We start from the raw sequence: 24,638 nt of genomic DNA, 5'->3' as shown, positions 1-24,638 counted from the left end.
CACGCATGTGCGCTGTTTTCGCACGGGTTCGCGGCTGATAAAAACAAAACCCCGGCGGGAGGCCGGGGTTTGATGTTAACCGTGTTTGATGAGACGGTCGATAGTGTCATCCGGGCGCAGCGTCAGCACCTCGCAGCCATCCTCGGTCACCAGCAGGGTGTGTTCCCACTGGGCGGAGTCGCCGCCATCCTTGGTGGTCACGGTCCAGCCATCCTTCGGATTGACCTTGCAGTGGTACTTCTTGCTGTTGACCATGGGCTCGATGGTGAAGCACATGCCCGGCTTGAGCTCCTGCTTGCCGCCGTTGCGATAGTGCAGGATCTGCGGCTCTTCGTGGAACTCGGCCCCGATGCCGTGGCCACAGTAGTCGCGCACCACGGAGAAACCGGCCTTCTCGACGATGGGCTGGATCACGGCGCCGATCTCGGTGATGCACATGCCCGGACGCACCTGCTTGATGGCGGCGTAGAGGCTCTCCTGAGCGACCTTGCACAGCTGACGGCGCAGCGGGGTGGTCTCACCCACGATGAACATGGCCGAGGTATCGCCGTGGTAGCCATCCTTGATGACGGTGATGTCCAGGTTGATGATGTCCCCTTCCCGCAATTTCTTGTGGTTCGGGATGCCGTGGCAGATCACATCGTTCACCGAGGTGCAGATGGACTTGGGGAAGCCGTGGTAGTTGAGCGGCGCAGGGATGGCCTGCTGCACGTCGACGATATAGTCGTGGCAGAGGGTGTTCAGTTCGTCGGTGGTGACGCCCGCCTTGACGTGGGGGGCGATCATGACCAGCACATCGGCGGCCAGTTGGCCGGCAACGCGCATCTTTTCAATCTCTTCCGGTGTCTTGATTTTAATGGACATGGGATCTCTCTTGGGACCTGATCGCGCATCTATCGATGTCCGGCAATCAGGTAATGAAAAATAGATGCGTTTGCAATCAGGCCAAAATTTTATCCCCAACCCCCGTTTACTTCCAGTGTGATTGTCATCACAGCGTCAAATCGGCGCTTCAGCATGCTGCCCAGGGATCCATTTTTAGCGGTTAGGCTGGTGGTGTCCTGACCAAAGTTATGGTATAAAGCGCGCCGGAATGGGGAACTTGTGTCCTCATTCCATCACCCTTACTTAAACAACACACACACATCGACACATATGCCGGGGTGCCTTAACGGGTCGGTTATATGGGATGTGTGGAGGCCTAACCCCAATAGAGGTATAAAATGGCTAAAGTTTCTATGCGCGACATGCTGCAAGCCGGCGTTCACTTCGGTCACCAGACTCGTTACTGGAACCCGAAAATGAAATCCTACATCTTCGGTGCCCGCAGCAAGGTTCACATCATCAACCTGGAAAAAACCGTTCCGATGTTTGACGATGCCATGAACTTCATCAGCTCCGTAGCTGCCAAGAAGGGCAAGGTACTGTTCGTAGGTACCAAGCGTGCCGCGTCTGAAGCCGTAAAAGAAGCCGCTGAGCGTTGCGACCAGTTCTATGTTAACCACCGCTGGCTGGGCGGCATGCTGACCAACTGGAAAACCGTTCGTCAGTCCATCAAGCGCCTGAAAGATCTGGAAACCCAGAGCCAAGACGGTACCTTCGACAAGCTGACCAAGAAAGAGGCGCTGATGCGTACTCGCGAAATGGAAAAGCTGGAGAAGAGCCTGGGTGGTATCAAGAACATGGGCGGCCTGCCTGACGTTCTGTTCGTTGTCGATGCCGACCACGAGCACATCGCTATCAAAGAAGCCAACAACCTGGGTATCCCGGTAGTTTCCATCGTTGATACCAACTCCAACCCGGACGGCGTTGACTATGTCATCCCGGGTAACGACGACGCTATCCGTGCCGTTCAGCTGTACCTGAATGCTGCTGCTGACACCGTACTGGAAGCTCGCGCTCAGGACATCGTTGTTCAAGCCGAACAAGATGGCTTCGTTGAAGCTGAGTAATTGATAAGGACTGCAAAGCCCTTATTAACCAAGCTGATGTAATTGGTTAGCAGGGGCCCTTGTGGCCCCTGTTTCTTGTCAATTCAAGACCGAGGATACTGGACATGGCAAACATTTCTGCCGCCCTGGTAAAAGAACTGCGCGAGCGCACCGCCGCTGGCATGATGGATTGCAAAAAAGCACTGGAAGAAGCCAACGGTGATATCGAACTGGCTATCGAAAACATGCGCAAATCCGGTCAGGCCAAAGCCGCCAAGAAAGCTGGCCGTATCGCCGCTGAAGGTGTGATCTTCGCCCGTACCGAAGGCAACGTTGCCGTCATGATCGAGCTGAACTGCGAGACTGACTTCGTTTCCAAGGATGCCGGCTTCCTGGCCATGGGTCAGAAAATCGTTGAAATCGCCGCTACCCAGAAGATCGCTGACGTTGACGCGCTGAAAGCCGCCGACTTCGGCAACGGCGAGTCCGTTGAGCTGACCATCACCAACCTGATCGCCAAGATCGGTGAGAACATGAACCTGCGTCGCGTGATGCTGGTTGAAGGTGACAACCTGGGCACCTACGTTCACGGCTCCCGCATCGGTGTTATCACCAAGCTGGCCGGTGGTTCCGACGAGCTGGCCAAAGATCTGGCCATGCACGTTGCTGCCAACAGCCCGCAATTCGTCAAGCCGGAAGATGTATCTGCCGAAGTCGTTGCCAAAGAGCGCGAAATCCAGATCGACATCGCCATCAACTCTGGCAAGCCGAAAGAGATCGCCGAGAAAATGGTTGAAGGCCGCATGAAGAAGTTCACCGGTGAGGTTTCCCTGACTGGTCAACCGTTCGTGAAAGATCCTTCCATGACCGTTGCCGAGCTGCTGAAGAAAGAAGGCGCTGACGTTGTTTCCTTCACCCGTTTCGAAGTGGGCGAAGGCATCGAGAAGCAAGAGACCGATTTCGCTGCGGAAGTTGCAGCCCAAATCGCGGCCGCTCAAAAGGCCTAATCGAACCGGTTTTTCCGTTTCCCCAGACCGCGACTTATGTCGCGGTCTTTATATGACCAGGAATCAGTGACATGAGTACCAATCCCAAGCCTGCATACAGACGTGTTCTTCTGAAGTTGAGTGGTGAAGCCCTGCAAGGATCCGAGGGTTTTGGCATTGATCCGGCGGTGCTGGATCGGATGGCCCAAGAGATCAAAGAACTGGTTGAGCTGGGTGTTCAGGTCGGTCTGGTCATCGGTGGCGGCAACCTGTTCCGTGGTGCCGGTCTTGCCAAGGCGGGCATGAACCGCGTGGTGGGCGACCACATGGGTATGTTGGCTACCGTGATGAACGGTCTGGCCATGCGTGATGCCCTGCATCGTGCTTATGTGAATGCCCGTCTGATGTCTGCCATCTCCCTGCAAGGCATCTGTGACTCCTATGTCTGGGCCGAAGCCATCAGCCAGCTGCGTGCCGGCAAGGTGGTGATTTTCTCCGCCGGTACCGGCAACCCCTTCTTCACTACCGATTCTGCGGCCTGTCTGCGCGGGATCGAGATCGAAGCTGACGTCGTGCTCAAGGCTACCAAGGTCGATGGCGTGTTCACCGACGATCCGGTCAAGAACCCGGATGCCGTGCTGTGCCATGAACTGAGTTATGATGAAGTTCTTGAAAAAGAACTCAAAGTAATGGATCTTGCTGCTTTTACTCTGGCCCGCGACCACGATCTGCCGATCCGGGTGTTCAACATGAACAAGCCGGGTGCGCTGCGTCGGGTGATCATGGGCGAGCCGGAAGGTACCCTGATCCATCACGTCAGCAAGTGAGACAAGCGTGAGCTTCGGCTCGTTTGTCCATGACGCCAGCCAATAAGATAGATACGGGCCGGTTGACGGCTCGTTCGCCAAAAGGAAAACCACTGTGATCAACGAGATTAAAAACGACGCCAAGGACCGCATGGCCAAGAGCGTAGAATCGCTCAAGACCCAGATGTCCAAGATCCGTACCGGCCGTGCTCACCCGAGCCTGCTCGACGGTATCCAGGTGGAGTATTACGGTGCGGCCACTCCTCTGAAACAGTTGGCCAACGTGGTGGCTGAAGATGCCCGCACCCTCTCCATCTCCATCTTTGACCGCTCCATGATCCAGGCGGTGGAAAAGGCCATCCTGACCTCCGATCTGGGCCTCAACCCGTCCAGCAACGGCCAGACCCTGCGCGTGCCGCTGCCGCCGCTGACCGAAGAGCGTCGTCGCGACCTGACCAAGATCGTGCGTGCCGAAGCGGAAGGTGCCCGGGTTGCCGTGCGCAACATCCGTCGCGATGCCAACGCCGACTTCAAAGCGCTGCTCAAAGACAAAGAGATCTCCGAAGACGACGACCGTCGTGCTCAGGAAGAGATCCAGAAACTGACCGATTCCTTCATCAAGCTGGTAGACGAAGCGCTGGCTCTGAAGGAAAAGGAGCTAATGGAAATCTAAGCCTCTGACAGGTATATTACGAGCGCCGTGTAGTGCCCCTGCACGGCGCTTTTGTCTTTGTGGGAGAAATGAATGTCGCTTTTGGCAGCCGTAGGTGATTGCGCCAATTCGTCCTTGCCTCGTCACGTCGCCATCATCATGGACGGCAACGGACGCTGGGCCCAGAACCGTGGCAAGATGCGGGTCTATGGCCACAAGGCAGGCGTGAAGTCTGTTCGCGAGGCGGTAACCTTTGCTGCGCGGGCCAAGATAGACGCGCTGACCCTGTTTGCGTTTTCCAGCGAGAACTGGCGTCGCCCGGAAGGGGAGGTCAGCGCCTTGATGGAGCTGTTCATGACGGTGCTGGGCCGTGAGGTGCAGAAGCTGCACAGCAACGGCATCCGGCTCAAGGTGATCGGCGATACCGCCCGTTTCAGCGAGCGTCTGCAGGCCAAGATTGCCAAGGCGGAGGCGCTGACCGCCAACAATCAGGGGCTGACTCTCAATATCGCCGCCAATTATGGTGGTCAGTGGGACATCGCCCAGGCGGCCCGCAAGCTGGCCCGTGCCGTGGCGAGCGGGGAACTGGCTGCCGACCAGATAGATGAAGCCATGCTTGGCCGCGAGGTATGCATGGCCGACCTGCCGCCGGTGGATCTGCTGATCCGCACCGGGGGCGATCATCGCATCAGCAATTTTGTGTTATGGCAGCTCGCCTATGCCGAGCTCTATTTTACCCCGGTGCTGTGGCCTGATTTCAACGAGGCCGAGTTCAGCGAGGCCGTTGCCTCCTTCGTGGCCCGTGAGCGTCGTTTCGGCTGCACGGGTGAACAGATCCGGGAATTGATCGCCGAGCAACAGACCGGCTAACCCCCCTCCCAAGAGAGAGGCTTCTTTTGCTAAAACAACGAATTATTACCGCATTGCTACTGGTTCCCCTGGTGTTGGGGGCGCTGTTTTTTCTGCCGTTGAAATTCTTTGCCCTGTTGGCATCCCTGGTATTTCTGTTGGCCAGCCGCGAGTGGAGCGGCTTCGTCTCTGCCAAGCCGCAGCAGTGGCTGCCGCTGGTGTACTGCCTGCTGCTCGGGGCCAGCCTGTTCTGGCTGCCGGTGGAGCAGCTGTGGACTCCTCATCTGCATCCGCTGGTGATGGGCGTGCTCTGGACCGCCGTCAGCTGGTGGCTGCTGGGGCTGCTGCTGGTGTTGCGCTATCCCCAGAGCGCCAAGCTGTGGAAGGAGTCCATCTGGCTCAAGTCCCTGTTCGGCCTGGTGACCCTGGTCCCCTTCTTCTGGTCCCTGGTGGCCATCCGTGGTTACAACTTCTATCACGACCCCATGATGGGGGCCTGGATCCTGCTGTTCGTGATGGGACTGGTCTGGGCGGCAGATTCTGGCGCGTATTTTTTCGGCAAGGCGTTCGGCAAGCACAAGCTGGCGCCGGCCGTGAGCCCCGGCAAAACCATCGAAGGCATGTGTGGCGGCCTGTTTACCGCCAGCCTGCTGGCGGTCGGGGTGACCTGGTTCATGGGCTTTGTGCCCGCCAAGATGGCCATCGTGCTGTTCTGCTCCTTGCTGGCGGTGCTGGCCTCGGTGCTCGGCGATCTCACCGAGAGCATGTTCAAGCGCGAAGCCGGCATCAAGGATTCAGGCACCCTGTTGCCCGGCCACGGTGGCATTCTCGACCGGATCGATAGCCTGACCGCCGCACTGCCGGTGTTCCTGCTCAGCTATCTGCTGCTCAGCCAGGAGTTTTGATGCTCAGCCTGATGCGTCTGCCTGCGGCGGGCGCCATCCATTCGTCATACAGCGGGAGTTTTGATGCATAACCTGGTGATTCTGGGAGCCTCCGGCTCCATCGGTCAGAGTACGCTCAAGGTACTGCGGCACAATCCGGGGCGCTGGCAGGTGCTGGCGCTGACCGCGGCCCGCAGCGTGGAGGCCATGCTGCGCGATTGCCTCGAATTCTCTCCCCGCTTCGCCGTCATGGTGGACGAGGCCGCCGCCAGCGAGCTGGCCGCTCAACTCAAGACCCACGGCAGTGCGACTCGCGTCATGGCTGGCCCGGCCGCCCTGTGCGAAGTGGCCGCTCATCCCGATGCCCACAGCGTGATGGCCGCCATCGTCGGCGCCGCCGGGCTTGCGCCCACCATGGCTGCGGTGCGTGCCGGCAAGCGCATCCTGCTGGCCAACAAGGAGGCCCTGGTGATGTCCGGCGCCTTCTTCATGGAGGCGGTGCGCGAGCACGGGGCCGAGCTGCTGCCCATCGACAGCGAACACAACGCCATTTTCCAGTGCCTGCCCGAGGCCATCCAGCGCCAGCCGGGCTTTTGTGACCTGGCGGGAGCGGGCATCAGCAAGATCCTGCTGACCGGCTCCGGCGGCCCGTTCCGTTATACCGACATCGCTGAGCTGGCCCGCGTCACCCCGGCCCAGGCCATCGCCCATCCCAACTGGTCCATGGGCGCAAAGATCTCGGTCGACTCCGCCACCATGATCAACAAGGGGCTGGAGTATATCGAGGCGCGCTGGCTGTTCAACGCGGCGCCCGAGCAGATCCAGGTGGTGATTCATCCCCAGTCGGTGATTCACTCCATGGTGCAGTACAAGGACGGTTCCGTGCTGGCCCAGCTAGGCAACCCGGACATGTGCACCCCCATCGCCCACGCCCTGGCCTATCCGGCTCGAATCGAGTCCGGTGTGGAACCTTTGGATTTCTTCAGTGTCGGAGAGTTCAGCTTTATCCGTCCCGACTATGAGCGCTATCCCTGCCTGCAGCTTGCCATGCATGCCTGTCAGCAGGGACAGGCCGCAACCACGGCCCTCAATGCCGCCAACGAGGAGGCCGTGGCGGCTTTCCTTGCAGAGCGGATCGGTTTTATGGATATTGCCAGAGTCAATGAGGCCACCATGCTCGCCCTGGGCGGTACGGCGGCCGGTTCGCTGGACGATTTGATTGCGCTGGATGGGGCGGCCCGTGCCCGTGCTCACAATTTGATTGAGGAGCTTAGCTGATGAGAGCTGTTTCGTGGCATTGTGCTGCCTTCACCCTGATTGTCGGAGACAGGACCATGCATGAACGCGAGGTGATGGGCTGATGGGCGGTGTGTTGTGGAACATCGGTGCCTTTATCGTCGCCCTCGGGCTGCTGGTTGCGGTACATGAATTCGGCCACTTCTGGGTGGCCCGTCGCTGTGGCGTCAAGGTGGAGCGTTTCTCCATCGGTTTCGGCAAGGCCATCTGGCGTCGGCTCGGCAAGGATGGCACCGAGTACGTGCTGGCCCTGATCCCCCTCGGCGGTTACGTCAAGATGCTGGACGGTCGGGTGGACGAGCTCAAGCCCGGTGACGAGCAGTACGCTTTCAATCACAAGAGCGTCTGGGCGCGGATGGCCATCGTGGCTGCCGGCCCCATGGCCAACTTCGTGTTTGCCCTGTTCGCCCTCTGGCTGATGTTCATGATCGGCGTACCCGCCGTCAAACCCGTGGTGGGGGAGGTGCGTCCCACCTCCATCGTGGCGGCGGCCGGGGTGGAACCCGGCATGGAGATCGTCGGCGTCGGTGGCGAGGAGACCGGTGACTGGGAGAGCGTGACCTATGCCCTCATCAGCCACCTTGGCGATGACTCGGTCCAGCTCAAGCTCAAGGCAGCCAACACCAGCTACGCGGTGGACAAGACACTGCAGCTGGCCGGCTGGAAGTTTGATCCCGACAAGGAGTCTCCCATCGGCAGCCTGGGCATAGTGCCGCTTGGTGGCAAGGTGCTGCCGGTGGTCGATGCGGTGGTGGCCGCGAGCGCCAGCGAGAAGGCTGGCGTTCAGGCGGGCGATCGCATCAAGCGGGTAGGGGAGCAGGAGATCACCGAGTGGGCCCAGTTTGTCCACCAGGTGCAGCAGTCGCCCCAGCAGCCGCTTGAGGTGACCGTCGAGCGGGCGGGCAGCGAGCTGACCCTGACCCTGACGCCGGATGCCAAGAAGGTGCGGGGCCAGCTGGTCGGTTTTGTCGGCCTGTCGCCGCAACTGGTTCCATTACCGGATGAGTATCGGATTCTGTTACAGTATGGGCCTTTGCAAGCCCTGTGGCAGGGCGCCCAGAAGACCTGGAGCCTGACCACCCTGACGTTCGACATGATCGGCAAGCTGATCGGTGGCATCGTCTCGCTGGACAACCTGAGCGGCCCCATCTCCATTGCCAAGGGCGCGGGCAGCAGTGCCGACTACGGTCTGGTCTACTTTCTCGGCTTTCTGGCGCTGATCAGCGTCAACCTGGGGATCATCAACCTGTTCCCCCTGCCGGTGCTGGACGGTGGCCATCTGGTCTACTTCCTCATCGAGGCGGTCACCGGCAAGCCGGTATCAGAAAAAATTCAGGAAGTGGGTTTCCGGATTGGCGCCGCCATTCTGATGTTACTGATGGGTATTGCGCTGTTTAATGATTTCGCTCGCCTCTGAGGCCAGAGCATCAACAAGGACACATAAGAACAAAATGGCTGTTAAAAAAGCATTGGTGTTGAGTTGCCTGCTGGGTGCCAGTTTCCTGGCCCAGGCGGCCCCTGCCTCTTTTGTGGTGCAAGATATTCAGGTTGAAGGTCTGCAGCGGGTGACCCTGGGTGCTGCCCTGCTGAACCTGCCGATCCGGGTGGGCGATTCCGTCGATTCCGTGACGCTGGCCAACGCCATCAAGAAGCTCTATGCCTCCGGCAACTTCGAGGACGTCAAGGTCTACCGCGACGGCCAGGTGCTGCAAGTGGCGGTCAAAGAGCGGCCGACCATCTCCAGCATCGAGTTCTCCGGCAACAAGGATATCAAGGAAGAGCAGCTGACCCAGAGCCTGGAGTCCTCCGGCATCCGGGTGGGTGATCCGCTGGATCGCACCGTGCTGAGCTCCCTCGAGAAGGGGCTGGAAGATTTCTACTACGGCGTGGGCAAGTACTCCGCCAAGGTCAAGGCCATCGTCACCCCGCTGCCGCGCAACCGGGTAGACCTCAAGTTCACCTTCGTGGAAGGGGAAGCGGCCAAGATCCAGCAGATCAACATCGTCGGCAACAACGTGTTCCCGGAAGAGAAGCTGCTGGCTCAGCTCTCCCTCAAGGACGACGTGCCCTGGTGGAACTTCACCGGTGACCAGCGCTACCAGAAGCAGAAGCTGGCCGGCGACATCGAAACCCTGCGCTCCTACTACATGGATCGCGGTTACATCCGCTTTACCCAGGAGTCGACCCAGGTCTCCATGACCCCGGACAAGAAGGGGGTCTACGTCACCCTCAACGTCAAGGAAGGGGATCAGTACAAGGTGTCCGGCATCCAGCTCAAGGGCGATCTGATCGATCGCGGCGGCGAGATGAAGGGGCTCATCCCCATCGAGACCGGCAGCATCTACTCCGCCAGCCAGGTGACCCACACCGAAGAGGTGCTCTCCAAGTTCCTCGGTCGCTACGGCTACGCCTACCCGAAAGTGGTCACCTTCCCGCAGGTCAACGACCAGACCAAGGAAGTGGAGCTCATCGTCAACATCGAGCCGGGCCCCCGCGTCTATGTACGCAACATCAACTTCACCGGCAACGTCACCACCAAGGACGAAGTGCTGCGCCGCGAGATGCGTCAGATGGAAGGCACCTGGCTCTCTTCCGACAGCGTCGAGCAGTCCAAGACCCGTCTCAACCGTCTCGGCTTCTTCGAAACCGCCGAAGTGGACACCAAGCGGGTGCCGGGCAGCGATGACCAGGTCGATCTGGACTTCAAGGTCAAGGAGCAGCCGGCCGGTTCCATCAACGCCGGTGTGGGCTACGGTACCGAATCTGGTCTGAGTCTGCAGGCGGGCCTGCAGCAGGACAACTTCATGGGGACCGGCAAGAAGATCGGCATCTCCGCCAGTACCAACAAGTACTCCAAGAGCGTCGACCTCAGCTACAACGATCCCTACTTCACCGTGGACGGGGTCAGCCTGGGCGGTCGTCTCTACTACAACCAGTTCAGTGCGGCTGACGCCAACATCGTGGACTACGAGAACACCACCATCGGCTTCCGCCTCTCCAGTGGTTTCCCGGTCAACGAGAACAACCGTCTCGACTTCAGCCTCGGGGTCGAAAACAACAAACTGTCCCAGCCCAACCCCTATCTGCAGGTGGATGAGTTCTGGAAGGTGTACAGCGAGAACAAGGATGGCGACAACCGCATGGTGTTCAACACCGTCGACGTCACCGCCGGCTGGACCCGTTCCACCCTCAACAAGGGCCAGTTCCCGACCGCCGGTGACCGTCAGCGGGTCAACGCCAAGGTGACCGTGCCGGGCATGGATCTGCAGTACTTCAAGCTCAACGCCGAAGACGCGCACTACTTCCCGTTCGATGCGGATCACAAGTGGGTGCTGATGGCCAAGGCGCGTGCCTCCTACGGCAACGGCTACGGTAGCAACGGCAGCTATGACCACGTATTGCCGTTCTTCGAGAACTACTTCGCCGGTGGTTTCGATACCCTGCGCGGCTTCAAGAGCAATACCGTGGGTCCGAAGGCGCTCTACTACTACAACCTGAGCGGCAACGACGTCATCCAGGGCACTGACAGCTCGGTGGGCGGCAACGCCCTGGCGGTCGCCTCCCTCGAGATGATAGTGCCGACGCCGTTTGCGTCCGAGACCTATCAGCCGCAACTGCGGACCAGCTTCTTCATCGATGCCGGCTCCGTGTGGGATACCACCTTCGACTATGACCAGTACCGCAACCGTTGCTTCAGCGGCTGCAACTATCTGGCCGACTATTCGGATCCGACCAACTACCGCGCCTCGGCCGGTCTGTCGCTGCAGTGGCTCTCCCCGATGGGCCCGCTGGTGTTCGCGATTGCCCGTCCGCTCAAGCAGTACGAGGGCGACCGGACCGAGTTCTTCTCATTCAACATCGGCCGTACCTTCTAAGGACGGACTCTGCCCCCACCCAGCGGTGGGGGTATTCAATGATGGGACGCGCAGCTTGCGTGCCTCACCAGGTAACAAGTCGGTCCGGGTACCACTTGCATAATCAGGTAAATCAGGTAGCCCTCACATGAGGGAACAAGGAGTAAGTGTGAATAAAGCGTTGAAAGTAGCTGGTTTGAGTTTTGCACTGATGGCTGCCGGCATGGGCTCCGCCTTGGCCGAGACCAAGATCGCCGTGGTCGACATGGGCGAAGTATTCCAAAAGCTGCCCCAGCGTGAAGCAGTCTCCAAGAAGCTGAAAGGCGAATTCGAGCCGCGCATGCGTGAGCTGCAGAAGCTGGAATCCGACGGTCAGAAACTGGTCGAGAAGTTCAAGAAGGACGAAGCCTTCATGAGCGCCGAGCAGAAGAAGCAGAACCAGGAGAAGCTGGCCAAGCTGCAGATGGAGTTCAACCAGAAGCGTCAGGCGTTTGAACAGGACAACGGTCGCCGTCAGTCCGAAGAGCGCAACAAGATCCTGACCAAGGTGCAGGCTGCCATCGATTCCATCGCCAAGAGCAATGGTTACGATCTGGTGCTGGAGCGCAACGCCGCCCCGTACGCCGCCAGCAAGCTGGACATCTCTGCCCAGGTTATTTCTCAGGTAAGCAAGAGCAACTAATTGATGGCATTCACTCTCGCACAGCTGGCCCAGCAACTGGGGGCCCAGGTCCATGGCGACGGAACCCTGGAAATCCGCAAGGTAGCGACACTGGAAAAGGCCGGGGAGGGGGATATCACCTTCCTGTCCAATAAAAAGTACCGGCATTATCTGGAGCAGAGCAAGGCGACCGCCGTGCTCATCACAGAAGCGGATCTGCCATTTTGTCCCACCAATGCCCTGGTGCTCAAAGACCCCTATGTGGGCTTTGCCCGGGTTGCCCAACTGCTGGACACCACCCCGCAGCCGGCCACGGATATCCATCCGAGCGCCGTCATCGCGGCAGACGTGCAACTGGGCGAGAGAGTGGCCATCGGGGCCAATGCGGTGATCGAATCCGGCGTGGTGCTGGGGGATGATGTGCGCATCGGTCCGGGCTGTTTCGTTGGCAAGAATACCCGACTGGGAGCTCGCTCCCGGTTGTGGGCCAACGTCACCCTGTATCACAACATCACCATGGGCACCGACTGTCTGGTTCAATCCGGCACAGTGATCGGCGCCGATGGGTTCGGTTATGCCAACGAGCGCGGCGAGTGGATCAAGATCCCCCAGCTCGGCGGCGTGACCATCGGCAACCGGGTCGAGATCGGTGCCTGCACCACCATCGACCGCGGCGCGCTGGAAGATACCCGCATCGCTGACAACGTCATCATCGACAACCAGTGCCAGATCGCCCACAACGTCGAGATCGGCTACGGCACCGCCGTGGCGGGCTCCACCGTGATGGCAGGTAGTCTCAAGGTCGGCAAATACTGTATCATTGGCGGCGCCTCCGTCTTTAACGGGCACATGGAGATCTGCGACCAGGCCACCGTTACCGGCATGGCCATGGTGATGCGACCCATTACCGAGCCCGGTGTCTACTCTTCCGGCATCCCCCTGCAAACCAATAAAGAGTGGCGCAAGACCGCCGCCCGGGTGATGCGTATCGAAGAGATGCACAAGCGGTTGAGCAAGCTTGAGAAGAAGCTGGACCAAGAATAATCACGATTGGTATAGGGTACTGTTTTGACTACTGAAAAGAAGAGCCTGGGTATCCAGGAAATAATGGATCTGCTGCCCCACCGTTATCCGTTCCTGATGGTGGACAAGGTGGAAAACTACGAGATCAGCGATGAGCGCAAGACCTTGCGTGCCATCAAGAACGTCTCGTTCAACGAGCCGATCTTTCAGGGCCACTTCCCGGCCAAGCCGGTGTTCCCCGGCGTGCTGATCCTGGAAGCCATGGCACAGGCCACCGGTATCCTGGCGTTTACCATGGTGGGCAAGCCGTCTCCCAACGAACTCTATTACTTTGCCTCAATCGACAACGCTCGTTTCAAGCGTCCGGTGGGCCCCGGCGATCAGCTGGTGCTTGACGTGGAATTCCTGAAAGAGCGTCGCGGTATCGCCAAGTTCACCGGTGTGGCCACGGTCAACGGTGAAGTGGTCTGTACCGCCGAGCTGATGTGCGCCAAACGCGAGGTTTAACACACGTGATCGACCAGACTGCCATCATTCACGATACTGCCGTCGTCCATGAGTCTGCCGTCATCGGTAAAGGGGTTGAAATCGGCCCCTTTTCTGTCATCGGTGCCGAGGTGGAAATCGGCGACAACACCTGGGTCAGCTCCCATGTGGTGATCAAGGGCCCGACCAAGATTGGTCGCGGCAACAAGATCTTCCAGCACACCTCCATCGGTGAGGATTGCCAGGACAAGAAGTACGCCGGCGAGCGCACCTTCCTCGAGATCGGCGACAACAACGTCTTTCGCGAGAACTGCACCGTGCACCGCGGCACCATCCAGGATCAGTCCCTGACCAGGATCGGCAGCGGCAACCTGTTCATGGTCAACGTCCACGTTGCCCACGACTGCATCATCGGTGACAACTGCATCTTCGCCAACAACGCGACCCTGGCGGGCCACGTGGTGATCGGCGATTTCGTGATCTTCGGCGGTCTCTCCGCGATCCACCAGTTCGGCCGTGTTGGCTCCCACGCCTTCGTCGGTGGCTGCGCCGCCCTCAACAAGGACGTGCCGCCCTACGTGATGGCCGCCGGCAACTACGCCAAGCCGTTCGGGGTCAACTCCGAGGGGCTGCGTCGCCGTGGTTATACGCCTGAGGCCATCTCCGCCGTCAAGCGCGCCTACAAAGAGATCTTCCGCTCCGGCAAGACCATCGAAGAGGTGCTGCCGGTGCTGATCGAGATGGCGGCCAGCGAGCCGGCCATCCAGCTCTACGTGGATTTCCTCAAAGACAACGAGCGCGGGATCATCCGTGCCTGATCCCGTTCGCATCGGTATCGTCGCCGGAGAGGTTTCCGGCGACATTCTGGCTGCCGGCCTGGTGCGCGAGCTGCAGGCCCGCTACCCGGACGCGCAGTTCGAAGGGATCGCCGGGCCGCGCATGCAGGCCCTCGGCGTGAAGGCGCTGTTCGAGATGGAAGAGCTTTCCGTCATGGGGATCACCGAGGTGCTGGGCCGTCTGCCGCGCATTCTCAAGGTCCGCCGCGAACTGCTGCGCCACTTCATCGCCAATCCGCCCGACATCTTCATCGGGGTGGATGCTCCGGATTTCAATATCGGGGTGGAGCTCAAACTGCGCCGCGCCGGTATCAAGGCGGTTCACTACGTCAGCCCCTCGGTGTGGGCCTGGCGCCAGAACCGCATTCACAAGATCAAGGCCGCCACCGACATGGTGCTTGCCTTCCTGCCGTTCGAGAAAGCCTTCTACGACCGCTTCGATGCCCCTTGTCGCTTCGTCGGCCACACCATGGCGGACGACATTCCGCTGGTGCCGGATCAGGCCGCGGTACGCAGAACCCTCGGCATCGACGCCAACCGGCGCTGGCTGGCGGTGCTGCCGGGCAGCCGCAGTGCCGAGGTGGGCTTTATGTCGCCCCTGTTTCTCGAGGCCTGCAAGCACCTGACGGTGCGCTATCCGGATCTCGGTTTCATCGTGCCGCTGGTCAACCAGAAGCGGCGCGAGCAGTTCCTGGCCATCAAGGCCGAGCTGGCGCCGGATCTCGACATGGTGCTGCTGGAAGGGCAGGGCCGTGAGGCGATGATCGCCGCCGACGTGGTGATGCTGGCCTCCGGCACCGCGGCGCTTGAAGCCATGCTGGTGAAAAAGCCGATGGTGGTGGGCTACAAGCTCAAACCGTTCAGCTACTGGCTGGCCCAGCGGCTGGTGAAGACCGAATTCGTCTCCCTGCCCAACCTGCTGGCCGGTCGCATGCTGGTGCCGGAGCTGATCCAGCACGAATGCACCCCGGAGAATCTGGTGGTCGAGGTGAGCAAGTTCTTCGAGCACGACAACAGCGCGCTGGTGAACACCTTCACCGAGCTCCATCAGCTCATCCGCTGCAACGCGGATCAGCAGGCGGCCGAAGCGGTGGCCGAGCTGCTCGGCAGATAACTTCCGGGCGGCCGCAGGGGCTGCGCCAACGTGACGCCAGGCCCTGCGGGGCCTGTTTTGATTCAAGGCTACAAGATGATGATCGATATTCCTGACGACAGGCTGGTTGCCGGTGTGGACGAAGTGGGCCGTGGCCCGCTGGTGGGGGACGTGGTCACCGCCGCGGTGATTCTTGACCCGGCCAATCCCATCATCGGGCTGAACGACTCCAAGAAGCTCTCCGAGAAGAAGCGCCTCGCCCTGTTTGACGAGATCAAACAGAAGGCGCTGGCCTGGTCCGTCGGCCGTGCCAGCCCGGCGGAGATCGACGAGCTCAACATCCTGCACGCCACCATGCTGGCGATGCAGCGCGCCGTGGCTGGGCTCTCCATCGCGCCCGAGCTGGTCTTCATCGACGGCAACCGCTGCCCAAGTTTGCCGATGGAAGCACGCGCCGTGGTCAAGGGTGACAGCCTGGTGGCCGCCATCAGCGCCGCCTCGATTCTGGCCAAGGTGACTCGCGATGCGGAGATGACCGAGCTGGACAGCCGTCATCCCGAGTACGGTTTCGCCCGTCACAAGGGCTATCCGACCGCGGAGCACCTCGCCATCCTGGCCGAGCGCGGCCCGCTGCCCGAATATCGCAAAAGTTTCAAACCGGTGCATCGCGCACTGGGGATCGAATAGACCATGCAATTTAGTCCGAGCAACGAGAGGGGATGACGATGGCTGAACCCCGTTTTATCCACCTGCGGGTCCACTCCGACTTCTCCATGGTCGACGGCCTGCAGAAGATCAATCCCATCGTCGGTGCGGCGGCGGCCAACAACATGCCGGCACTGGCGCTGACCGACCAGATGAACATGTGCGGCCTGGTGCGCTTCTACGGCGCCGCCCACGGCAAGGGTGTCAAGCCCATCGTCGGGGCCGACTTCTGGGTGCAGAGTGACGAGCTCGGCGACGAGCAGTTCCGCCTCACCCTGCTCGCCATGGACAACGACGGCTACCAGAACATCACCCTGCTCATCTCCCGCGGCTATCAGCGCGGTCACGTGCAGGGGCGCCCGGTCATCGACAAGGCCTGGCTGGCCGAACACGCCAAGGGGGTGATCGTGCTCTCCGGCGGGCGCGAGGGGGACGTGGGCAAGTTCCTGCTCAAGGGCAACCGCCAGATGACCGAGCAGTGTCTCGCCTTCTATCAGGCCCACTTCCCCGACGCCTATTATCTGGAGCTGCTGCGTACCGGCCGCCCCGATGAAGAGGTCTACCTGCACATGGCGGTGGCCATTGCCACCGAGTTTGCGCTGCCGGTAGTGGCCACCAACGAGGTGGTGTTCCTCACCGCCGATGACTTCGACGCCCACGAGATCCGGGTCGCCATCCACGACGGCTATACCCTGATGGACAAGCGCCGCCCGCGCCGCTACAGCCCGCAGCAGTATCTGCGCAGCCAGGAGGAGATGGCGGAGCTGTTTGCCGACATCCCCGAGGCGCTGGAGAACACGGTGGAGATCGCCAAGCGCTGCAACGTGACGGTGCGCCTCGGCGAATACTTCCTGCCCAACTTCCCCACCGGTGACATGACCACCGAAGATTTCCTGGTCATGAAGTCGAAAGAGGGGCTGGAGGAGCGACTCGAATTCCTGTTCCCGGATCCGGCCGTGCGGGCCGAGCGCCGCCCCGAGTATGACGAGCGGCTCGACATCGAGCTGAAAGTGATCAACCAGATGGGCTTCCCGGGTTACTTCCTCATCGTGATGGAGTTTATCCAGTGGTCCAAGGACAACGGCATCCCCGTTGGCCCGGGCCGGGGCTCGGGGGCGGGTTCCCTGGTGGCCTACGCCCTCAAAATCACCGATCTCGACCCGCTGGAATTTGACCTGCTGTTCGAACGTTTCCTGAACCCCGAGCGGGTATCCATGCCCGACTTCGACGTCGACTTCTGCATGGACCGGCGTGACGAGGTGATCGACCACGTCTCCGAGATGTACGGTCGGGAGGCGGTATCGCAGATCATCACCTTCGGCAGCATGGCGGCCAAGGCGGTGGTGCGGGACGTGGGCCGGGTGCTGGGCCACGCCTACGGCTTCGTCGACCGCATCTCCAAGCTCATTCCGCCGGATCCGGGCATGACGCTCGCCAAGGCGTTCGAGGCCGAACCCAAGCTGCCCGAGCTCTACGAGCAGGACGAGGAGGTCAAGGACCTCATCGACATGGCGCGCCGCCTCGAAGGGGTAGTGCGCAACGCCGGTAAACACGCCGGTGGCGTGGTGATCGCGCCCACCAAGATCACCGACTTCGCGCCGCTCTACTGCGATGACGAAGGTCATCACCCGGTTACCCAGTTCGACAAGAACGACGTGGAGTACGCCGGGCTGGTGAAGTTCGACTTCCTCGGCCTGCGCACGCTCACCATCATCGACTGGGCGCTCGGCATGATTAACCCGCGCCTTGCCAAAGAGGGCAAGCCGCCGGTCGACATCGCCGCCATCCCCATCGACGACAAGCGCTCGTTCGACCTGCTGCAGCGCTACGAGACCACCGCGGTATTCCAGCTGGAATCCCGCGGCATGAAGGATCTCATCAAGCGGCTGCAGCCTGACTGCTTCGAAGACATGATCGCACTGGTGGCGCTGTTCCGCCCGGGCCCGCTGCAGTCGGGCATGGTGGACAACTTCATCGAGCGCAAACACGGCAAGGAGGCCATCTCCTATCCGGACGAGAAGTGGCAGCACGAGAGTCTGCAGCCGATCCTCGAGCCCACCTACGGCATCATCCTCTATCAGGAGCAGGTGATGCAGATTGCCCAGACCCTGGCGGGTTATACGCTGGGTGGCGCGGACATGCTGCGCCGGGCGATGGGCAAGAAAAAACCCGAAGAGATGGCCAAGCAGCGGGCCGGCTTCGAGGAGGGCGCGGTCAAGAACGGCGTCGACGGCGAACTGGCGATGAAGATCTTCGATCTGGTGGAGAAGTTTGCGGGCTACGGCTTCAACAAATCTCACTCCGCCGCCTATGCGCTGGTCTCCTACCAGACCCTCTGGCTCAAGACCCACTTCCCGGCGGAGTTCATGGCGGCGGTAATGACTGCCGACATGGACAACACCGACAAGATAGTGACCCTGGTGGACGAGTGCCAGCGGATGGGGCTGACCGTGATCCCGCCGGATGTGAACACCGGCCGCTACCGCTTCAGCGTCAACGAAGACGGTCACATCGTCTACGGCATTGGCGCGGTGAAGGGGGTGGGGGAAGGCCCCATCGATGCGATCCTGGAAGCGCGGGATCGGGACGGGCCGTTTCGCGATCTGTTCGACTTCTGCAACCGGGTCGATATCAAGAAGCTCAACAAGCGGGTGATGGAGAAGCTGATCCTCTCCGGCGCCATGGACCGGCTCGGCCCCCACCGCGCCGCCCTGATGGCGACGCTGGAAGAGGCGATGCGCGCCGCCGAGCAGCACGCCAAGGCGCAGGCGGTGGGTCAGGTTGACATGTTCGGCGTGCTCACCGAAGAGATCGACGACGTCAAGAAGGCGTTCGCCAACGTGCCGCACTGGCCTGACAAGGTGTGGCTGGAAGGGGAGCGCGAGACCCTCGGGCTCTACCTCACCGGTCACCCCATCAACCAGTACAGCGGCGAGCTGCGTCGTTATACCTCTGGCCGGCTGTGCGATCTGCACCCCACCTCCCGCGATACCGTGACCACGGCCGCCGGCTTGGTGATTGCGGCGCGCAGCATGGTGACCAAGCGTGGCAACAAGATGGGGATCTTCACCCTGGACGACCGTTCCGGTCGCCTCGATGTGACCCTGTTCAGTGAAGCGCTGGAAAAGTATGAAGAATTGATGCAAAAAGACCGTATTTTGGTGGTTTCTGGACAGGTCAGCTTTGATGACTTCTCCGGTGGCCTTAAAATGTCGGCCCGTGAATTACTGGATATCAACGATGCGAGAGAGCGTTTTGCCAGGGCGATCCGCATCTCTCTCGATGAACAGCAGATTGATGATCGTTTTTTCCCGCGTTTGTGCGAGATTTTGGAACCCGCCCGTGCCGGAGTTTGTCCGGTTCAGGTAAACTATCGTCGCCCCGGCTCCCGGGTGCGATTGACGCTCGGTACCGAGTGGCGGGTGACGCCCACCGATCAACTGATAGATGACTTGCGCGTCCTGCTTGGACGAGAGCGGGTTGAATTGGTTTTTGATTAGAGGATCTATAGTCCCTATGAGTCTTTTTCTGGATTTTGAACAGCCGATCGCCGAGTTGCAGGCGCAGATTGACGAACTCCGTCATGTGAGTGAAGGCAATCACGCCGTGGATCTTAAAGAAGAGATCCGTCGGCTGGAGAAGAAAAACGAAGAGCTGACCAAGAAGATCTTCGGCGATCTGGGGGCCTGGCAGGTATCCCAGATGGCGCGTCATCCCCAGCGCCCCTATACCCTCGACTACATCGAGCACATCTTCACCGACTTCGACGAGCTGGCCGGCGATCGCGCCTATGCCGATGACAAGGCCATCGTCGGCGGCATCGCCCGTCTCGACGGCGAGCCGGTGATGGTCATCGGTCACCAGAAGGGGCGCGAGACCAAAGAGAAGATCAAGCGCAACTTCGGCATGCCGCGCCCGGAAGGGTATCGCAAGGCCCTGCGCCTGATGGAGATGGCCGAGCGTTTCAAGATGCCGATCATCACCTTCATCGACACCCCGGGCGCCTATCCTGGCGTAGGTGCTGAAGAGCGTGGCCAGTCCGAGGCGATTGCCCGCAACCTGAAAGTGATGGCCGGTCTGACCGTGCCGGTGGTCTGCACCGTGATCGGTGAAGGCGGCTCCGGCGGCGCCCTGGCCATCGGTGTCGGCGATCGCGTCAACATGCTGCAGTACTCCACCTACTCGGTCATCTCGCCGGAAGGGTGCGCCTCCATCCTGTGGAAGAGCGCCGACAAGGCGCCGGTCGCGGCCGATGCCATGGGCATCACCGCCCAGCGTCTGAAAGAGCTGAAACTCATCGACAACATCGTCGAGGAGCCGCTCGGTGGCGCCCACCGCAATGTGGAAAAGATGGCCAAGCGCCTGAAAGACCGCATTCAGCAGGATCTGAACGCCCTGCGCCCGCTCGAGACAGAGCAGCTGCTGGAGCAGCGTTACCAGCGCCTGCTGGGCTACGGCTACTGCTAAGCGGGCTTCGGTATCGCACCATGCTGGAAGGCCCCCGCTCTGCGGGGGCCTTCTTTTTTTGGGCGAGAGTTTGGGCGAGAGCAGGGCAGTGAAAAATCCTGTTCATATGGATACCTGTTGGCACGATGTTTGCCAAAACCCCCCTGTTGGATCAATTCAACGGCGATTTGTGGCCGAAAAAAGTGGGATCCCGCTCCCGTTTTGCTTAAAGTGATTGTTTCCGATCGACCCGATCGGCATGCCCGCAAGGACGCTCTGCGGACGTAAACAGGCCAGCCCGGCCTGACTCACAGGAATGTTCACCTTCCCGGCGGCCCAGTCTTGTGCAGCACCCTGCTGCGTCCAGCCGCCCCGGTGTTACGTCACTCTCATCGTGCATCGTCTCCATCTGCAGCGAGTGAATCATGAGCGAATCGGTTTTTGAGATCCATGACTGGACCCTGAGCGTCGACGACAACATGCTGTGTCGTCCCGACCGCGAGGTCTACCTCGAGCCCCGTCTGGTCAATCTGTTGCGCTTCCTGGCCAGCAACGCCGGCACGGTATTTGGGCGCGACTGCCTGATCAACGAGGTGTGGGACGGCGCCGAGGTGACCGATCAGGTGGTGACCCAGTCCATCTTCGAGCTGCGCAAGATCCTCAAAGACGGTCGCAACGATGCCGCCGACTACATAGTCACCGTGCCCAAGCGCGGCTACAAGCTGGTGGCGCCGGTGCGGCCGCTGCAAGTGGTGTCGGTGGTGATGGCGCCAGCCGGCGACGAGATCCAGAGCGATTTGAGCCCGCCGCTGGCAGAGGAGGATGCGGAGGCCGTGGTCACGGCGGCCCCCTTCCCGGCCGGCCCGCTGACCCGGGCCATCTCGAGCCACGCCCAGGATGGCCGCAGCCGCTGGAAGATGATCGGCTTCGATGTCTTCGTGGCGGTGATCCTGGTCTCCATCGTCAGCCTGCTCAGCTATCAGCACGCCAGCCCCCAGGTGCACTCCATGCTGGATCCCGATCTGCTGGTATTTCGCTTTCACTCCGGCATGGATGGCAGCAACGAGAACGTGCGCCTGGCCGACGGCATCACCCGCGCCCTGATGGGGGAGGTGGCCGCCGCCACGCCGCTGCGGGTGCAGTATGGTGCCAACACCCTGATGGGGGGCATCCTGCCCGGCAAGGAGCTGAGCGTGCGGGTCTCCCGCCAGCCGGGGGGCACCTATCTCGATCTGGAGTACCGCAACATCAACACCAACCGGGTGCTGTTCAGCCACCAGTACCAGCTCAGCCGTCACAACGTGCACGGGGTATTGCAGGCGAGCAGCCAGGATCTGCTGCGCGCCCTCGATCAGCCGGACGTGCTGCCCGGCATGGGCTGGCCGACGGATGACGGGGCGCTGATGGCCATGATGGAGGCGCACTACTACATCAACAGCCAGGACCCGGTAGCCCTCAGACGGGGCGTCGAGCTGCTCGACAAGTCGCTGGCCAGTCAGCCGGATCAGCCGCTGCTGCTGGCGGAGCGTTATCTGGCCGGAGAGGCGCTGGCGACCCTGACGGGGACGCCCCAGAGCGAGCGCCTGCAGGGCATAGGTGCCCATCTGGCCAGCGTGGTACGGGATCAGGTCGCCCTGCCGGCCCGGGTCTGGGAGGCACTCACCTTGCAGGCGATCCTGAACGGGCAGCAGCAGGAGGCTACCCGCCTGCTGGCCGAGGCCGCCAGCCGGGGCCGCTCCGTGCTCTATCACATTCTGCGCGGCAAGCTGGCCGAACTGGATGGCCGCCCCGAGGCGGCGGGGGATGCCTACAGCCAGGCCTTCCTGATGGAGGCGACCGAGCAGACCTATCTGCTCTGCCAGCAGCTCGGTTTTTACAGCAACATGGAAACCCTCACCCCGGCCCTGTTCAATGCCCTTGGCCAGAGCAAGGTGAAACTGTTCTGATTCCTGCCGGGGCCATCCCGGCCCTGTCGCCAAGGCAGCGCTCACCGCCGGTTGCCTAGGGCCGCCGGCGGGTGCGCCGCCTGACATCATCTCTCTGCTATCCCCATTTCAATCCGATGCTTGCCCCGTGCAGGCATAAGCCATGATTGCCGCCATCCTTGGCGCCAGCATCGAGCCTCTGAACCTCTGAACCTCTGAACCTCTGAACCTCTGAACCTCTGAACCTCTGAACCTCTGAACCGCCGAACCGCCGAACCGCCGAACCAGCCGAGCTGGTGCCGGTGTGTACCGTCCTGTGGCACTCAAGGTGCCCGACCTCAGTCTTGATATTGTCTTGAGTTGTCTTGAGCCAGGAGCGAGGCGCAGTTGTGGTCGCCAGCCGGTGCCAGTTGCGGCGGTTCGACTCAGGCATGGCGCTACCGGTCGCAGAGGATCGCGCGCACACGGCAGAGGGAAGAGCAAAAACACCCAGCAAAAGGGGCCGTGCGAACCCGTCTGTCGGGCATGGCCGGACTCGGTGGGTCATGAATGACGCACTTTATGCCGCGGTGCCCCTCAGAAAAATATCAAGGCGTGTCGACTGGCGCTTATCGGCCGCATCAAGGGGGGCGGCGGATATCAAGGTTTTATCAAGGTGCTCGATGACGCATTGGGCAGCTGATTGTTTTTAAAGTGTTTTTATCGATTCAGGCCGCCAGGTCGAAAAAGTTCACTCATGTTTTTATCCCTTAGCTGGTCTTTATGTTTTCCGGGGCAGAGGGGCCTAGTCTGTGGCCATTGGTTGGCGGGAGACTCCGCCAAGCGTGTGTTTGATGCCTTAATATCGACCCGGAGATTTTATGTCCCTAGATACGAGCAAGAAGATCGGCCTTGTCGCCTGTACAGGTGTGGTGGCCGGCAACATGATGGGGAGCGGTATTGCACTGCTGCCCTCGGCCCTGGCCACCATAGGTTCCATCTCTGTGTTCAGCTGGGCCATCTGCCTGGTCGGCGCCATGGGACTGGCCTTCGTGTTTGCCCGCCTCGCCACCAAGAACCCGCAAGAGGGCGGCCCCATCGCCTACGCCGGCGAGATCTCTCCGGTGTTCGGTTTCCAGACCGGTGTGCTTTACTACCACGCCAACTGGATCGGCAACCTGGCCATCGCCATTACCGGCGTCTCCTACCTCTCCGTGTTCTTCCCCATTCTCAACAGCCCGATCCCGGCCGCCGCGGCCACCATCGCCGCCGTCTGGATCTTCACCTTCGTCAACCTGCTTGGCGGCAGTTGGGTGAGCCGGCTCTGTACCCTGGGTCTGGTGCTGATCCTGTTGCCGGTAGTGGGTACCGCCGTGATGGGCTGGGGTCATTTTGATGCCACCGTCTACAGCCAGAACTGGAACACCACCAGCGGCAGCGACCTGCATGCGGTCATCAGCGCCGTGCTGATCTGCCTCTGGTCTTTCGTGGGCGTGGAGTCCGCCGCCGTCTCTTCCGGCATGGTGAAGAACCCCAAGCGCACCGTACCGCTCGCCACCATGCTGGGTACCGGTATCGCTGGCGTCATCTACATCCTCTCCACCCAGGTGATCAGCGGCATGTTCCCGGCCGGTGAAGTGGCTGCCTCCGGCGCGCCGTTTGCCATGGCTTCCTCCGCCATCTTCGGCAGCTGGTCCGCGCCGTTCGTCTCCGCCTTCACCGCCCTGGCCTGCTTCACCTCGCTGGGTTCCTGGATGATGCTGGTGGGCGAGGCGGGCAAGCGAGCCGCCCATGACGGCAACTTCCCGAAAATCTACGGCGAAGTGGACAAGAACGGTGTTGCCAAGAAGGGTCTGATCCTGGGCTCTCTCAAGATGACTGCGCTGATGGTCGGCCTGACCGCCTTCACCTCCCAGTCCGCCCACGCGGCCGATCTCTTCAACGTGCTGACCACAGATGCGGTGCTGCTGACCATGCTGCCCTACTTCTACTCCAGCATTAACCTGATCCGTTTTGAAGGCATGACCTCCCGCAGCATCGGCGCCATGATCTTCTCCGGTGTCGCCTGCGTGTTCTGCCTGGTGGCCCTGATGGGTGCCAAGGGTTCCAACCTCACCGCGACCTTCGTGGTGTCGCTCATCATCCTGATGTTCTACGCCAAAAAACAGGGTCTGCGTCAGCACGACGCCCTGCTCAAAGAGCAGACCAGCCACTAATTCCGTTTTC

Annotated in this window: 20 protein-coding genes; 19 read left to right on the top strand and 1 reads right to left on the bottom strand. The window is 60.8% G+C overall.

The window, feature by feature from the left end; genetic code table 11:
* Positions 1–75 precede the first annotated feature (75 nt).
* Positions 76–864 (bottom strand): type I methionyl aminopeptidase, encoded by a 789-nt coding sequence (gene map, locus PG900_RS08390; protein ID WP_011705093.1) that lies wholly within the window; start codon positions 862–864, stop codon positions 76–78.
* 359 nt (positions 865–1,223) lie between these two features.
* On the opposite strand from map, the gene rpsB reads away from it, so the two are divergent.
* From rpsB to cadB, 19 genes are all read left to right on the top strand, one after another.
* Positions 1,224–1,952 (top strand): 30S ribosomal protein S2, encoded by a 729-nt coding sequence (gene rpsB, locus PG900_RS08385; protein WP_005303470.1) that lies wholly within the window; start codon positions 1,224–1,226, stop codon positions 1,950–1,952.
* A gap of 104 nt (positions 1,953–2,056) precedes the next feature.
* The gene (gene tsf, locus PG900_RS08380; RefSeq protein ID WP_016349867.1) at positions 2,057–2,938 is read left to right on the top strand and encodes a translation elongation factor Ts; all 882 of its coding nucleotides are present in this window, start codon (positions 2,057–2,059) and stop codon (positions 2,936–2,938) included.
* 71 nt (positions 2,939–3,009) lie between these two features.
* Complete coding sequence (gene pyrH / locus PG900_RS08375; RefSeq protein ID WP_011705095.1) at positions 3,010–3,744, top strand: UMP kinase; 735 nt, start codon at positions 3,010–3,012, stop codon at positions 3,742–3,744.
* 94 nt (positions 3,745–3,838) lie between these two features.
* Positions 3,839–4,396 carry a ribosome recycling factor gene (gene frr, locus PG900_RS08370; protein ID WP_085734650.1) on the top strand — a complete coding sequence of 186 codons (558 nt, stop codon included), beginning with the start codon at positions 3,839–3,841 and terminating at the stop codon, positions 4,394–4,396.
* 72 nt (positions 4,397–4,468) lie between these two features.
* The gene (gene uppS / locus PG900_RS08365) at positions 4,469–5,245 is read left to right on the top strand and encodes a polyprenyl diphosphate synthase (protein ID WP_017408605.1); all 777 of its coding nucleotides are present in this window, start codon (positions 4,469–4,471) and stop codon (positions 5,243–5,245) included.
* 26 nt (positions 5,246–5,271) lie between these two features.
* A complete protein-coding gene (locus PG900_RS08360) occupies positions 5,272–6,129 on the top strand; it encodes a phosphatidate cytidylyltransferase (RefSeq protein WP_005303453.1) in 858 nt (285 codons plus the stop codon).
* Between the two features lie 63 nt (positions 6,130–6,192).
* Complete coding sequence (gene ispC, locus PG900_RS08355; protein ID WP_113994930.1) at positions 6,193–7,386, top strand: 1-deoxy-D-xylulose-5-phosphate reductoisomerase; 1,194 nt, start codon at positions 6,193–6,195, stop codon at positions 7,384–7,386.
* Positions 7,387–7,468: 82 nt separating this feature from the next.
* Positions 7,469–8,821 (top strand): sigma E protease regulator RseP, encoded by a 1,353-nt coding sequence (rseP, locus tag PG900_RS08350; protein ID WP_270799486.1) that lies wholly within the window; start codon positions 7,469–7,471, stop codon positions 8,819–8,821.
* Between the two features lie 34 nt (positions 8,822–8,855).
* Positions 8,856–11,279, top strand: a complete 2,424-nt coding sequence (gene bamA / locus PG900_RS08345; RefSeq protein WP_011705100.1) for an outer membrane protein assembly factor BamA — start codon at positions 8,856–8,858, stop codon at positions 11,277–11,279.
* A 148-nt stretch (positions 11,280–11,427) separates the two neighbouring features.
* Entirely contained in the window at positions 11,428–11,940 is a 513-nt protein-coding gene (locus tag PG900_RS08340) for an OmpH family outer membrane protein (RefSeq protein WP_011705101.1), read from the top strand.
* A 3-nt stretch (positions 11,941–11,943) separates the two neighbouring features.
* A complete protein-coding gene (gene lpxD / locus PG900_RS08335; RefSeq protein WP_011705102.1) occupies positions 11,944–12,963 on the top strand; it encodes a UDP-3-O-(3-hydroxymyristoyl)glucosamine N-acyltransferase in 1,020 nt (339 codons plus the stop codon).
* Positions 12,964–12,987: 24 nt separating this feature from the next.
* The gene (fabZ, locus tag PG900_RS08330; protein WP_010634777.1) at positions 12,988–13,449 is read left to right on the top strand and encodes a 3-hydroxyacyl-ACP dehydratase FabZ; all 462 of its coding nucleotides are present in this window, start codon (positions 12,988–12,990) and stop codon (positions 13,447–13,449) included.
* A 5-nt stretch (positions 13,450–13,454) separates the two neighbouring features.
* Positions 13,455–14,246 carry an acyl-ACP--UDP-N-acetylglucosamine O-acyltransferase gene (gene lpxA, locus PG900_RS08325; protein ID WP_124252437.1) on the top strand — a complete coding sequence of 264 codons (792 nt, stop codon included), beginning with the start codon at positions 13,455–13,457 and terminating at the stop codon, positions 14,244–14,246.
* A complete protein-coding gene (gene lpxB / locus PG900_RS08320) occupies positions 14,239–15,378 on the top strand; it encodes a lipid-A-disaccharide synthase (RefSeq protein WP_257684674.1) in 1,140 nt (379 codons plus the stop codon). The genes lpxA and lpxB overlap by 8 nt, the downstream gene beginning before the upstream one ends.
* Before the next feature lie 75 nt (positions 15,379–15,453).
* Complete coding sequence (rnhB, locus tag PG900_RS08315) at positions 15,454–16,044, top strand: ribonuclease HII (RefSeq protein ID WP_270799481.1); 591 nt, start codon at positions 15,454–15,456, stop codon at positions 16,042–16,044.
* A 38-nt stretch (positions 16,045–16,082) separates the two neighbouring features.
* Positions 16,083–19,562, top strand: a complete 3,480-nt coding sequence (dnaE, locus tag PG900_RS08310) for a DNA polymerase III subunit alpha (RefSeq protein WP_042067626.1) — start codon at positions 16,083–16,085, stop codon at positions 19,560–19,562.
* A 16-nt stretch (positions 19,563–19,578) separates the two neighbouring features.
* Positions 19,579–20,529 (top strand): acetyl-CoA carboxylase carboxyl transferase subunit alpha, encoded by a 951-nt coding sequence (gene accA, locus PG900_RS08305; RefSeq protein WP_016349878.1) that lies wholly within the window; start codon positions 19,579–19,581, stop codon positions 20,527–20,529.
* 404 nt (positions 20,530–20,933) lie between these two features.
* Positions 20,934–22,454 (top strand): lysine decarboxylation/transport transcriptional activator CadC, encoded by a 1,521-nt coding sequence (gene cadC, locus PG900_RS08300; RefSeq protein ID WP_270831259.1) that lies wholly within the window; start codon positions 20,934–20,936, stop codon positions 22,452–22,454.
* Positions 22,455–23,293: 839 nt separating this feature from the next.
* The gene (gene cadB / locus PG900_RS08295) at positions 23,294–24,628 is read left to right on the top strand and encodes a cadaverine/lysine antiporter (protein ID WP_024946039.1); all 1,335 of its coding nucleotides are present in this window, start codon (positions 23,294–23,296) and stop codon (positions 24,626–24,628) included.
* The last annotated feature ends 10 nt before the right edge of the window (positions 24,629–24,638 follow it).

The sequence above is a fragment of the Aeromonas sp. QDB03 genome (genome assembly GCF_027707985.1).
GTDB lineage: Bacteria > Pseudomonadota > Gammaproteobacteria > Enterobacterales > Aeromonadaceae > Aeromonas > Aeromonas hydrophila.
The sequence above is the reverse complement of the archived record's forward strand: the minus strand, read 5'-3'. Positions and strand labels throughout refer to the sequence as shown.

What these genes read in the sequence shown, in the direction of transcription:
- map (WP_011705093.1), bottom strand. Translation starts at nt 864, where the DNA reads ATGTCCATTAAAATCAAGACACCGGAAGAGATTGAAAAGATGCGCGTT.
- rpsB (WP_005303470.1), top strand. Translation starts at nt 1,224, where the DNA reads ATGGCTAAAGTTTCTATGCGCGACATGCTGCAAGCCGGCGTTCACTTC.
- tsf (WP_016349867.1), top strand. Translation starts at nt 2,057, where the DNA reads ATGGCAAACATTTCTGCCGCCCTGGTAAAAGAACTGCGCGAGCGCACC.
- pyrH (WP_011705095.1), top strand. Translation starts at nt 3,010, where the DNA reads ATGAGTACCAATCCCAAGCCTGCATACAGACGTGTTCTTCTGAAGTTG.
- uppS (WP_017408605.1), top strand. Translation starts at nt 4,469, where the DNA reads ATGTCGCTTTTGGCAGCCGTAGGTGATTGCGCCAATTCGTCCTTGCCT.
- ispC (WP_113994930.1), top strand. Translation starts at nt 6,193, where the DNA reads ATGCATAACCTGGTGATTCTGGGAGCCTCCGGCTCCATCGGTCAGAGT.
- rseP (WP_270799486.1), top strand. Translation starts at nt 7,469, where the DNA reads ATGGGCGGTGTGTTGTGGAACATCGGTGCCTTTATCGTCGCCCTCGGG.
- bamA (WP_011705100.1), top strand. Translation starts at nt 8,856, where the DNA reads ATGGCTGTTAAAAAAGCATTGGTGTTGAGTTGCCTGCTGGGTGCCAGT.
- lpxD (WP_011705102.1), top strand. Translation starts at nt 11,944, where the DNA reads ATGGCATTCACTCTCGCACAGCTGGCCCAGCAACTGGGGGCCCAGGTC.
- rnhB (WP_270799481.1), top strand. Translation starts at nt 15,454, where the DNA reads ATGATGATCGATATTCCTGACGACAGGCTGGTTGCCGGTGTGGACGAA.
- dnaE (WP_042067626.1), top strand. Translation starts at nt 16,083, where the DNA reads ATGGCTGAACCCCGTTTTATCCACCTGCGGGTCCACTCCGACTTCTCC.
- accA (WP_016349878.1), top strand. Translation starts at nt 19,579, where the DNA reads ATGAGTCTTTTTCTGGATTTTGAACAGCCGATCGCCGAGTTGCAGGCG.
- cadC (WP_270831259.1), top strand. Translation starts at nt 20,934, where the DNA reads ATGAGCGAATCGGTTTTTGAGATCCATGACTGGACCCTGAGCGTCGAC.
- cadB (WP_024946039.1), top strand. Translation starts at nt 23,294, where the DNA reads ATGTCCCTAGATACGAGCAAGAAGATCGGCCTTGTCGCCTGTACAGGT.